Here is a 12,341-nt window from a genome sequence, read left to right on the forward strand (position 1 = left end):
GTCACCCGTTCGGTCACCGTTCCCGGACGGGTTTGCCGGTGGCGGTACGCCGCAGCCGCCCCACGATGGCGATGTCGCGGGGCCGTTCCGCCCGGGACAGCCGGCCGGCCGCCCACGCGCGGAGTTCGCCGGCGGTGAGGGCGCTGCCCGGCCGGACCTCGACGGTCGCCCGTAGCCGCTGCCCGAACTCGGTGTCGGGAACGGCCTCCAGCAGCACGTCGGTCACGTCCGGGTGCCGGGTCAGGACGTCGGCGACCGGCCCCGGATACACGTTCTCGCCACCGGAGACGATCATGTCGTCGAGCCGGCCGTCGACGAACAGCCGCCCGGCCGGATCCAGATGCCCCAGATCACCGGTGCCCCGCCACGCGCCGCCGGACTGCCAGCCCCGTACCCGGATCTCACCGACGCGGCCCGGCGGCACACCCGTACCGTCCGGTCCGGCGATGGTGATCCGGATCCCGCGCGGCGCCCGCCCGACGGTGCCCGGCGCCGCCCGCAGGTCCGCCGGTGTCGCCATCGCCGCCCAGCCCGCCTCGGTCGTCGCGTACATGTTGAAGATCCGCTCCCCGAACCGTTCCCGCAGCCGCTCGCACAGGACGGCGGTCAGCGGCGCCGCGCCGCTGACGACGCCGCGCAGCGCACCGAGGTCCGGCCACCGTGATGCCGGCAGTTCGACGATGCGCCGCAGCTGGATCGGCAGAGCGAACAGCAGCCCGGCCCGATGCGCGGCGACCGCGCCGAGGATCCGCTCCGGGTCACTTCCGGACACCAGCACCACCGGAGCGCCCAGGACGAGACCGGCGGACAGATAGGTCAGCCCGTAGCCGTGATGCGGCGGGGTCGCCACGACGATCGGCTCGCCGCGCCGCACGGGCGTCATCCGCAGGTGGGTGGTGACCGGCCCGAGCAGCATGCTCACCGGCAGTGGCCGGGACACGCTGCGCGGCACCCCGGTCGTCCCGGACGTCAGTACGAACACGCGGCCGGGCCGGGCCCTGCCGGTGAGCGGGGCCGCAGCACCGATCAATTCCGGCCAAGCCATCGTCGGTACGCCCGCAGTCGCCGTTGCTCTCCCGTCGCTCGGGGCATCGGCCGGGGGAGTCCCGGGCGCCGGTCCGTTGGTGTCTGCCGCGGTTGTCTCCGCCGGTTCGGTGATCAGGGCCTTCGCCTGTTCGCGGCGGAGCACCTCGGCCATCCGGTCGGCCGGCAGATCCGGCGGCAGCAGGATCACGTCGGCACCCAGCCGCGCCAGCCCGGCCGCCGTCGCCACGAACCCGCGGTGCCCGTCGCAGGCCAGCCCGACCCGGTCGCCGGGCCGCAGCCCGAGCCGCCCGGCGGCGTTCGCCGCCACCCGTTCGGCCATCCCGGACAGCTCCCGATACCGGATCGGCCCGTCCGCGTCGATCAGCGCGATCCCGTCGGGAGGCCCGGCGGCGACCGCGGTGGCCAGGCTGCGCCCGTACCGGCGGCCGGCACGCAGGATCCGCACGAGCCGGCCGGGCCGCCACAGCCCGGTCGCCGCCAGCACCCGCAGCGGTTCGACGGCGCCGGCCATCCGGACACCCGCGGCCAGCCCCCGCTCCACGGTCCGCGGCGCCACCGCCATGACCACCGAGCCGATCTTCGCCCACCACGGCCACCAGTTCGTGTGATGCGCCACCGACCGGCAGACGATCTCCGCGGCCTCGGCCGCCGACATCGCCGGCGCCCGGCGGTAATGCGGGGTCGGCGCGCTCATCCGGGTGCGGACCAGGTTGAGGTACGCCGTGCTGACCGTCACCCGATCCGGCCGCAACTCGACCGCGGCACAGCGCAGCCACGTGTCGAACGCCGCCTTCGACGCCAGATAGGCCGACCAGTTCGGCGTGCGGGAGGAGAGCCCGGCCGTCGACACGTTGACGATGTGCCCGCCACCGGCCGCCCGCATCGCCGGCAACAGCGCCAGCAGCAACTGGACCGGCCCGAGATGGTTGACGGCGAGGGTCCGCTGGATGTCGTGGAACCGGTCGGCGGTGTCCGCGACCGACCGCCGGATCGACCGCCCGGCGTTGCTGACCACGACGTCGATCCGGCGATGGCGGTCCACCAGGTCCGCGGCGAGCGCGGCCGCCGCGTCCGGAGACGACAGGTCAGCCGGATGGACGAACGCGCGCCCACCCGCCGCCACGATCTCGTCCCTGACCTGTTCCAGCCGGTCGACGGTGCGCGCCACCAGCAGCACGGTGGCCCCGGCCGCCGCCAGCCGGCGGGCCGTGGCCGCACCGATGCCCTCCGACGCCCCGGTGACCAGGACGACCTTTCCGTCCACGGCGTTGCGCAGCCGCCGCTCCCGGGGCCCGCGCCCGGTGATCCCCAGCCCGATCCGAACCCACCGTGCCCACCGATCCACCGCGCCATTGTGAGCCATGCACCGCGTGACCGGGCTCCTGCCGGGCGGCACCCGTCCTGCCGGGCGGCCCGGAGGGTGACCGGGGCCGTCCGGTGGGCTACGGCGCCGAACCCGTCACGTTGATGCGGTGGGCCCGTCCAGGTGCAGCCGGCCGAGGACGCCCGGCTTGTCCGCGTCCCCGCCGTACACGCCGAGCACCGCCGTACCCCGGTCGCCGTCGCGCCACAACCGGCCACGCACGGTGAACGCGTCACCGGCCCGGAACGGATTACGGAACGCCAGCGTCACCCGGTCGGTCGCCTGGTTCGCCACCGGCAGACCGGCCTGCGCCGCCAGCACCGTCAGGTGATCCTCCAGCAGACTCAGGTACTCGCCGGTGAAGACGATCTGATTGGTGTCGGTGTGCTGCAACCCGAACACACCCGCACGTTCCCCGGCGGCGACCTCCCGGCCCCCCTCCGGCGGCTCGGCCAGCTCGGCGGCCCCCGGATGCCCCGGGTCCAGCAGGTGCACGGCCAGATGCCGGGTCTGCGGCAGCGGCTCGGCCACGATCCGCTGCCCCGGCGGCCCGTCGCGGCGTACCAGCGTCAGCAGCAACCGCCCGGTACCGCAGACGAACGGCTCGTCGGAGACGGTCTCCCGATAGCGGAACGGGTCACCGGTCCCGGGGCGCGACGTGAACGTGTACCGGCACTCGAAACCCAGCCGGGACGGCCGATGACCCAGCCCCCACCCGGACAGCTCGGCATGCCGGGTGACGACGGTGACGTCCAGATCCGCACCGACCGCCAGCGGGCCCGGCCGGCGCTCGAACTCGGCATGGGTCACCACCGAACCGAACCCGGCGGCACGCAGCCCCGCGACGTCGACGTGCCGGGTGAAGCTGTCATACATCATCGGCACGGCCACCGACAGCATCGACCGGGACTTGAGCCGGAAACCCTGATCCAGGTCCGGGATGTTGAGCAGCACCCGGTGCTCGCCGCGCAACTCCTCGACGAGCTCAGCCGACGGTGTTCCGGTCATTGGCTTCCTCCTTGATCGTCTGTTCCGCCCCGAACGCGTCCCGCAGGCAGGAGACCACCCGGATCGCGTACCCGTCCGGGTCGGCCAGATGGTTGGTGAGATGCCGCCCCGCCGGCACCCGCCACACGGTCACCGCGCCGGCACAGTCCTCCCGCAGGAAACGGCAGCTGTCCTCGACGTCGAACAGACTGTCGCGGGCCCCGACGATCTGCAGCACCCGCGTCCCCGACAGCGCCCGCACCGACCGCCGGGCATGCCGGTACAGCGGCCCCGCCCGGGTCCACAGCGAGGCGGCCCGGGCCACCAGCAGGTCGGCGACCGCGCGGGTACGCCGGAACCGGGCACCCCGGCGTTCCCGGCGCAGCAGCGTGTCCAGCATCCCCACCCAGCGGACCAACGGAACCGAGTCCAGAACGACCGCCGGATAGTGCCGGCCCGCCGTGCCCGCATGGGCGATCGCCATGTTGCCGCCGAACGAGCAGCCCAGCAGCGCCACCCGCCCGGCGAACCCCGGATGGGCGGTGTTGACGTGCCGCACCACCGCGTCCAGGTCCTTCAACGGGCCCCACAGTCCGTCGCGCCACCACCGCCGGGGCGCCGCGCTCTCGCCACAGCCACGGAAGTCGAAGGTGACCACGGCCAGCCCCTGATCCACCAGCAGGCGGGCATGCGAGAGTGTCCGCGACTTGCTCGCATTCCGGGCATGGCACACCACCACCATGCCCCAGGCGCCCGGCGGCAGGAAGACCCACCCCCGGATCCGCAGCCCGTCGGAGGTCGTCACGGTGAACGGCTCCGGGACCAGCCCGTGATCCTCCGGAGTGGCGAAGTCGGCGCCGCGGGCGGGCCACACGAAACGCCGGAACACGTCCACCGGGTAGCGCCATGCGGACCGGATCACCGCACCTCCGGCAACGGTGTCAGATCGACCCGGGTGTCCTTCAGCAACGGCTGCCACGTGACCGGGTCGATGTTGTCCGAACTGGTCAGCAGATTCGGATGGGTGTCGGCCTTGTCCGGATGGAACGACAGATACAGATGCCCGGCCGGCACGTCGGCACTGACCTCGGCCGGGCACTCGATCGACCCGATCTCGTTGTGCAGCCGCACCCGGCTCCCCGGCCCGATGCCCAGCCGTACCGCGTCGGCCTCGTTGACGTACACGAAATTGGTGTCCGGCCAGTTCGCGGCACCCGTCGCGGTCGACGAGTTGAACATCGCCACGTTGTTGCGGCGCACCGCCTTGCCGCCCATCGCACCCCGGCCGGTGATCAGCACGAACCCGCCACGGTTGCGATCCTGATACGGCACCAGCTGCGCCTCGGCCGGCAGGTGGAAGGTCGCCTGCCGGCGCTGGGCGGCCAGCACTCCGGAGAACAGCGGCTCACCGTTCTCCGGACGGTACCGGCGCTCACCCGCCCACTGGGCGCCCTCACCGGCCCGGATGTCGCCGAGCGTGATCGGCCGGCCGTCGGCGTGCGCGAACTCGTTGTAGAAGCCCCGCGACGCCACCTGGATCTCGTCCCAGATCGGCTCCGACAGCGGCTCCCCGTACTCGTCCACCGGATAACGGAACGCCGCGTCCAACGCCACCGGATCCAGATCGGCGTTGCCCTTGGCCACCATCTCCGCGACCCCGGCGCCGGCGGGCACGGCCGGCGGCGGCTCATCGGTCAGACGCCGGGCGATGGTACGCGCGATCTCACACACGATCCGCACATCACTCCACGCCTCGAACCCCGGCTGCTCGACCGGCTCCATGTACTGCAGCCGCCGCTCACCGTTGAGGAAGATGCCGGACGTCTCGTGTTTGGTCCGGCACGGCAGCACGATGTCGGCGTACTCCATGATCTCCGGGTTGTAGTACGAGTCGATGTAGACCACGCACAGGTCCATCATCCGCTCCCGCCACCGCGCCAGGTTCGGGAAGTTACGGGCCGGGTTGGTGCCGAAGACGAACAGCGTCCGCAACCGTTCCGACGTGGCGAACGACGCCACCGGCAGCCCCGGCTCCGGATTGATCCGCCACGACGGCAACCCCCAGATACCGGCCATCCGCTCCCGGTTCTGCTCCTCCGTGACCCGCATCCGGAACGGCAGCAGCCGCCCCGAATACCCCATCGCCAACTCGGCCGAGGCGTTGGACTGCCCGGCCATCCGCACATGCCCGCGACCCGGCGCACCGAGATGCCCGGTGAGCAGGTGCAGGTTCAGGATGGACGCGACACCGGCACTGCCGACGGTCTGGTTGATGCCCACCGAACTCGTCGACACCACCCGCTCCCGGGCCCACAGCCCGGCCGCCCGCAGGAACCGGTCGCGCATGTCGGCCGGGTCCATCCCGTGCGGGGTGATCCGGGCGACGACCTCATCGGCCGAGAACGGACCGGTCCGCACGAACCGCAGGAACTCCTCCGCGGCCGCCGGATCAGCGTGCCGGGCGACATAGCCGCGGTCCCATCCGCCGGAATCCAGCAGGTGACGGGCGAAACCGCAGTTGAGCAGCACGTCACTTCCGCTGCGTACCGGAAGATGAATGTTGCCGGGGTCGTCGGCCAGCAGCAGGTCCACCGTGTCGGTGCGGCGCGGGTCGACGACCACCTTGACCGCGCCGCGATTCTGCCGCACGTACCGCTGGAAGATCGTCGGATGGTTCGCCGCCGGATTGTGGCCGTAGAAGAAGATCGCCTCGGCATGCCGGTAGTCGTCGTAACACGAGAACGGGCCCTCGTTGCCGAACACCAGCTCGTGCCCGCCCGCGTTGTTGGCCAGGCACTGCTCGGCGTTGGAACAGATGTTGTTCGTTCCCAGGTGACCCTGGAAGAACTTCTTGGCGATCCACAGCGCCTCGGTGGTCATCTGCCCGACACCGTAGAAACCGAGCGAGTCACGCCCGAAGTCCTGCCGGTCGGCGAGGATCGAGTCGGCGGCCATGTCGATGGCGTAGTCCCAGGACACCCGCTCCCACCCGTACGGCGAGCGCAGCATCGGGCTGGTGAACCGCTGCACGTCCTGCGGCCGGGAACCGAGATGCTGCTGAAAATAGTGCGCACCCTTGACACAGACCCCGGCACTGCCGGTGCCACGCACCTTCCCGCCCGCCGTGATCGTCACCTGATCCACCACGCCGCAGAACGTGCACAGCGACCGGCGCGACCCGTCATCCATGCGGCACCCCGGCAAGGTCACGCCCGAGCGCGGCGGTGCCCAGCGTCCAACCACCGTCCACCACGAACTCCTGACCCGTCACATAGGCGGCCGCGGGGGAGACCAGGAACGCCACCAGCGCCGCCACCTCCTCCGGAGTGCCCAGCCGGCCGGCCGGAATGTGCCGCGTCACCGCCTCCCGCCACTCGGCCGGGCGCTGCGCGGTCGGGCCGGAGTCGACGAACCCCGGCGACACGGTGTTGCAGGTGACCCGGTAGGGCGCCAGTTCGGCGGCCAGGCTGCGACTGAACGCGGCCACACCGGCCTTCGCCGCGGCGTACGCCGACAGGCCGGGCACGCCCATCTGCGCCGCCGCCGACCCCACGCTGACGATCGCGCCGCCACCGGCCTTCATCAGGCGGAACGCGGACGCCCGGCAGACATTGACGACCCCGGTCAGATTCAAGCCGACGGTACGGTCCAGCTGCCCCGGTTCACTACGGAGCAACGGCACGCCGTCCACCGATCCGAAACAGTTCACCACCGCCGTGAACCGCCCACCCCGCCACGCGGTGGCCACGAAGTCGGCACAGGACGCCGGATCCTCCACGTCCACCGGCAACGTCTCCACCGGCAGCCCGGCCACCGCCTCCTTACCGGTGTGGCAGCCGACCACCACCTCGTGCCCCTGCTCGAGCAGCGCCCGGACCACGGCGCCCCCGATCCCACCGGCCCCGACGACGACGGCCCTCACACCATGCTCCGGCCGGTGGTTGCCAGGGCCTGTTCGCGTTCCACCTTCTTCTTCACCAGGTTGCGGTAGATGGACTTGAAGTGGCGGGTCTTGCGCAGCGAGAACTCCCGGTTGTAGAAGGACCGGTAGACGCTGAGCGCGCCCTCCTCCAGCTCTTCCGGGGTCATGTGTTTCGGCTGGTAGACGGCGTCGAAGACGGTGTAGTAGGACCATGACTTGTCCGGCAGGATGCGGTTCTCGCGTTCCATGTCGTCGCGCAGCGGGGTGCCGGGGAACGGTGTGCAGCACGACACCTGGATGCCGGCCAGGTAGTTCTCCTTGACGAACTGGGCGGTCGCCTCGAAGGAGTCCTTGGTGTCGGTGTCCAGGCCGAGGGTGAACGCCCCGTACACGCCGACGCCGTGGTCCTGGATGGTCTTGGCGGCCTCCACGTATTTCGACAGGTTCCGGAACTTCCAGTTCCGCTCGTCGATGCCGTCCAGGGTCTCGGTGGAGACGCTCTCGAAGCCGATCAGCATCGTCATGCAGCCGCTCTCGTGCATGAGGTCGAGGATCTCCGGGTCCTTGTAGAACGACACGTCGGACTGGCCGCTCCACTTGATCCCGAGCGGGACGAGCCGGCTGAGCAGCTCTCTGGTCCGGTTGCGGTCGACCACGAAGTTGTCGTCGGAGAACAGCACGTACGGGTTGTCCCAGCGCTCCTGGACGTACTCGACCTCGCGGATCACCTGGTCGACGGTCTTGTAGCCGAGCTTGTCCCGGTAGCGGATGGTGGCCGCGCAGAATCGGCAGCTGTGCGGGCAGCCGCGTGAGGTCTCCACCCAGATGCTCGGGTAGTAGCGCTGCTGGGCCAGTTCGTAGGCGGGGCGCGGCACCACGCTCAGGTCGGCGCGGGTGGTCTGCCGGTACATGGGCTTCAGGCCGTCGTGGGTGAAGTCGTGGATCACCTGCGGCCACAGCGCCTCGGCCTCGCCGACGCAGACCGAGTCGACGTGGCGGGCCACCTCGAACGGCAGCAGGTTGGCGTGCAGTCCGCCGGCGACGACGGGGACGCCGCGGGCCCGGAACTGGGCGGCGATCTCGTACATCCGGTCGGCCTGTGCGGTCATCCCGGTCAGGGCGACCAGGTCGGCGTCCTCGTCGAAGTCGACGGGTTCGATGTTCTCGTCGATGTAGTGCAGGTCCCAGCCGGGTGGGGTGAGGGACCCGACGATGACCAGGCCGGTGGCGAAGCCGGTCCACGTGTAGTCGAAGAACTGGAACTCGCGGGATTCGCGCTTGAACCGCTGGTGCTGGGGGTTGCGCCCGAAGAACGTCGCCTGCGGCGAGATCAGGAGCAGCTTGCGTGCACGTGCCATGGTGTCGGCCTCCGTGGTCAGGTGCGGGCGGCGGTCAGGTCGCGGCAGACGGCCACGAAGTCACCGACCGTGCTGATGGCGAACAGCTGTTCCTCGTCGATCTCGATGTCCAGTTCCAGTTCGACCCGGGCGACGATCTCCAGCATCACGATCGAGTCGACGTTGGTGATGCCGGTGACCGGGTTCTCGAGTACCACGGCCTGTGGGGACGTCTTGGCGACCTGGGCGATGATGCGCTGGATGGTGAGGAACGGTTCCTCGAGCAGTGTGGTGTCGGTCATCGGGTCGCCTCGCTCGGGTCGGGGGTGTGCTGGACGGGGGTGACGCGGAACGAGCGCCCGGCGCTGGCCCGGAAGCCGCCGATGCCGCCGGGTAGCGGCAGGTAGTCGGGTTCGGGGACGTCGATGACCAGGCCCGGGGTGAGGCGGGCCGGGTTGAAGCCGGGTACGCCGCTGTTGTGGGCCACCAACTCCAGGTAGCGGCGTGCGTCGCCGTAGGCCACGTAGGCGATCTCGGTGATCGTGTCGCCGTCCCGGATGGTGTAGGGCTGGCCGATCACCGGCCCGGTTGTGCTCATGACTTGTCCTTCCCCGGCAGGTGTGCGGTGAGGGTGCCGCTGCGGTAGAGGTGGGCGGCCAGTCGCCGGCGGACCTTGCCGGAGCTGGTCTTGGGTACGGCGCCGCGGCGTACGACGGTGACGCCGTGCACCGGCAGTGCGAAGCGGGAGCGGACGGCCTCGGCGACCCGGTCCGGCAGGTCGGTCGTCGCCGGGTAGCGGATCGCCTCGACCAGGACGTGCACCGCCTCGGAGTGTTCTCCGGCGGTGGCGAAGGCGGCGACTCCGCCCGGCCGGACGCCGTCGACGCGTTCGACGGTCTCCTCGATGTCGTGCGGGTGGTAGTTGCGGCCGTTCACGATGATCAGGTCTTTGAGCCGGCCGGTCACGTACAGTTCGCCGTCGTCGAGGAAGCCGGTGTCGCCGGTGTGCAGCCAGCCGTCGCGCCAGGTGTGGGCGGTGGCCGCGGGGTCGCCGTGGTAGCCGGTGGCGAGGTGGCCGCAGCGGACCAGGATCTCGTCGTCCACGATCCGGACCTCGGTGCCGGGCATCGGGCGGCCGGTGGAGGTGAGTTCGACGTCGTCGCGGCGCAGGGTCCGCAGGCCTTCGCCGGGCCGCCGGGTGGTGACGGCCAGGGTGGCCTCGGCCAGGCCGTAGCAGGGGGTCAGTTGGGAGGCGCGGAAGCCGGCGGGGGCGTAGGCGCGGGCGAACGCGCGGAGGGTGCCGGGGCGGACCGGTTCGGCGCCGCAGCCGGCGACCCGCCAGGCGGAGAGGTCCAGCTCGTCCAGGAGCTCCGGTGTGGCCCGTTGTGCCAGCATCGCGTAGGCGAAGTTCGGTGCGTACGCGATCGTGCCGCGCACTTCGGTGAGCAGGCGCAGGAATCCGGCGGGGTCGCGGACGAACCGTTGCGGCGAGAGGTACCAGACCGAGGTCTGTGAGGCGACCGCGACGAAGACCTTCCCGATCAGTCCCATGTCGTGGTAGAGCGGTAGCCAGCTGACCCCGCGGTCGCGGTCGGCGTGCAGGTCGATCGCCTCGATCATGGCGGCGCTGTGGGTCAGCAGGGCGCGGTGGCTCACCACGACGCCTTTGGGGTGGCCGGTGCTGCCGCTGGTGAACTGGATGAACGCCGGGTCGTCGGGGTGTGGTTCGGCGTGTGGCCCCGGCTCGGCGGTGGTGAGGGTGTCGAAGGTGGCCAGCGGTGCGGGCAGGGCGGCGTCGGCGAGCAGGTGCGCGACGGTCTGGCCGGCCAGGCACAGGCGGACCTCGGCGGTGGTGCAGATGCGGGTCAGGCCGTCGACGTATGCCGCGTGGCGGCCGCCCGGTGAGGGAGCGGGATACGGCACCGGCACGACTCCGGCACGTAACGCGGCGAGAATGGCGAGGACGAATTCTGATTCGTCGTTGAGCAGGAGTGCGACACGGTCGCCGGAACGTATTCCGAGTCCTGCCCAGCGGGTCGCCAGATCTGCGGTGATGCGGTTGACGTCGGCGTACGAAAAGAATGTTCTTTCATTTCCGCTGAGGAATGTGAATCCTCGGTCCGGAACGGAGAGTTCGCGCAGAAGGTGCGCGAAAGATCGCCCGTGAGACACAGCAATCCCCGTCAGCCGTTGCCTGCGTGCGGTTGTTGAAAGCAGGCGCCGCGGCAGGATCCGTCTGCGCGCATGGTGGCCCCGTGCTCACCGATGCGGGGCGGTGAGAAAGCACCGTTCCCCTGTCGGCCCAACAGTTCCGTGGCACCATTGCCAGTGGCCGACCATCGACGATGCTATATCAGTAATCGGGTGGTTACAAGGCCGCAATGCCGGTGGCACAAAAGGCGTGCCAGCAGGCATTATCTGTTGATCACGGTAAATGATCACGGTGGGCCGGAGCCCGCCGCCCGCCCCTGTCGGCAGCGTGTGGTTCAGTGACGGGATGGACTTCGAGACGGCGCTGGGATCACTGTTCTCACCGGAGGGACGCCGGGATCCGTATCCGGCGTACGACGTCCTGCGCGAGCACGCGCCGCTGTTTCCGGCCCTGGACGGGCGCTGGTTCGTCACCACCCATGCGATCACCGGCCGCCTGCTGCGCGACCCCGGCGTGCGGGTCGCGGACGCCGCCGTCTACGACACCTTCTGGCCGGACTGGCGGGCCAACCGCGGGGTCGCCTCGATCGTCGGGTCGATGCTGCTGACCAACCCGCCCGACCACACCCGGCTGCGCCGGGCCGCGGCAGCCACGTTCACCGCACGCCGGGTCGCCGCGATGCGCGACATGATCACCGACCAGGCCACCGACCTGATCAAGGCGATGCCGGAGCGCACCGACTTCGTCAGCGCCTTCGCCTATCCGCTGCCGATCGCGGTGATCTGCGCCCTGCTCGGCGTGCCGGACACCGACCGCACCTGGTTCCGTGAGCAGGCCGCCGACCTGACCGTGGTCCTGGAGCCGATCAGCACCGCGGACGAGATGGCGCGGGCCGACGCCGCCGGGCGCGAGCTCGAGGACTACTTCATCGGCCTGATCGCCGAGCGGCAGAAGCAGCCCCGCAACGACCTGACCAGCGCGCTGGTCGCCGGCGGCTCCGGGCTGACCGGGCAGGAGCTGCTGGCCAACCTGGTGCTGATGCTGGTCGCCGGCTTCGAGACCACCACCAACCTGCTCGGCACCGGCCTGCACCTGCTGCTGGACCAGCCCGCCCAGGCCGACCGGCTGCGCGCCGACCCGGAGCTGGCACCCGCCTTCGTCGAGGAGATCCTGCGCTGGGACTCGCCGGTGCAGATGGCCGCCCGCTACACCTCCGAACCCCTCGACCTCGGCGACGGCCTCCACCTGCCGGCCGGCGCCGACGTGAACCTGCTGCTCGGCTCGGCCAACCGCGACCCGGACCGCTATCAGGACCCGCACCGCTTCGACCCGGACCGGCCCAACATCCAGCCCGTCTCGTTCGGCGGCGGCGCCCACTACTGCCTCGGCGCACCGCTGGCCCGGCTGGAGGCGCAGGTCGCGTTCCCGCTGCTGCTCACCATGCTGCCCCGGCTCGCCCTCGCCGGTGAGCCCCGGCTGCGCGACCGTCTGGTCCTGCGCGGCTACGCCGAACTACCGGTCACCACGAGCTGA

General features: G+C 71.0%; 10 protein-coding genes. 1 reads left to right on the forward strand and 9 read right to left on the reverse strand.

Translation table 11 applies throughout. The annotated features are described in order from the left end of the window. Positions 1–13: 13 nt before the first annotated feature. The 9 genes from BC793_RS24910 to BC793_RS24950 form a co-directional block, all read right to left on the reverse strand. Positions 14–2,392: an SDR family NAD(P)-dependent oxidoreductase gene (locus tag BC793_RS24910; protein WP_158319349.1), complete on the reverse strand. Its 2,379-nt coding sequence runs from the start codon at positions 2,390–2,392 to the stop codon at positions 14–16. Positions 2,393–2,506: 114 nt separating this feature from the next. Then, positions 2,507–3,418: a hotdog family protein gene (locus BC793_RS24915; protein WP_109596252.1), complete on the reverse strand. Its 912-nt coding sequence runs from the start codon at positions 3,416–3,418 to the stop codon at positions 2,507–2,509. Next, positions 3,396–4,319, reverse strand: coding sequence for an alpha/beta hydrolase (locus BC793_RS24920; RefSeq protein WP_109596254.1), 924 nt, complete (start codon positions 4,317–4,319; stop codon positions 3,396–3,398). Before BC793_RS24920 ends, BC793_RS24915 begins: the two co-directional genes overlap by 23 nt. After that, on the reverse strand, positions 4,316–6,586 hold the full coding sequence (locus BC793_RS24925) for a molybdopterin oxidoreductase family protein (RefSeq protein WP_146246430.1): 2,271 nt from the start codon (positions 6,584–6,586) through the stop codon (positions 4,316–4,318). Before BC793_RS24925 ends, BC793_RS24920 begins: the two co-directional genes overlap by 4 nt. Next, positions 6,579–7,319, reverse strand: a complete 741-nt coding sequence (locus BC793_RS24930) for an SDR family NAD(P)-dependent oxidoreductase (RefSeq protein ID WP_158319350.1) — start codon at positions 7,317–7,319, stop codon at positions 6,579–6,581. The genes BC793_RS24925 and BC793_RS24930 overlap by 8 nt, the downstream gene beginning before the upstream one ends. Further along, entirely contained in the window at positions 7,316–8,677 is a 1,362-nt protein-coding gene (locus BC793_RS24935; RefSeq protein ID WP_109596260.1) for a B12-binding domain-containing radical SAM protein, read from the reverse strand. The genes BC793_RS24930 and BC793_RS24935 overlap by 4 nt, the downstream gene beginning before the upstream one ends. Positions 8,678–8,694: 17 nt before the next feature. Continuing rightward, a complete protein-coding gene (locus BC793_RS24940; protein WP_109596262.1) occupies positions 8,695–8,958 on the reverse strand; it encodes an acyl carrier protein in 264 nt (87 codons plus the stop codon). Beyond that, positions 8,955–9,254 (reverse strand): LysM peptidoglycan-binding domain-containing protein, encoded by a 300-nt coding sequence (locus BC793_RS24945; RefSeq protein WP_109596264.1) that lies wholly within the window; start codon positions 9,252–9,254, stop codon positions 8,955–8,957. The genes BC793_RS24940 and BC793_RS24945 overlap by 4 nt, the downstream gene beginning before the upstream one ends. Continuing rightward, complete coding sequence (locus BC793_RS24950) at positions 9,251–10,828, reverse strand: fatty acyl-AMP ligase (protein ID WP_158319351.1); 1,578 nt, start codon at positions 10,826–10,828, stop codon at positions 9,251–9,253. Before BC793_RS24950 ends, BC793_RS24945 begins: the two co-directional genes overlap by 4 nt. A gap of 325 nt (positions 10,829–11,153) precedes the next feature. Here BC793_RS24950 and BC793_RS24955 point away from each other — a divergent pair, with 325 nt between their 5' ends. Beyond that, a complete protein-coding gene (locus tag BC793_RS24955) occupies positions 11,154–12,341 on the forward strand; it encodes a cytochrome P450 (RefSeq protein WP_109596447.1) in 1,188 nt (395 codons plus the stop codon).

Source organism: Actinoplanes xinjiangensis, from assembly GCF_003148685.1.
Classification (GTDB): domain Bacteria; phylum Actinomycetota; class Actinomycetes; order Mycobacteriales; family Micromonosporaceae; genus Actinoplanes; species Actinoplanes xinjiangensis.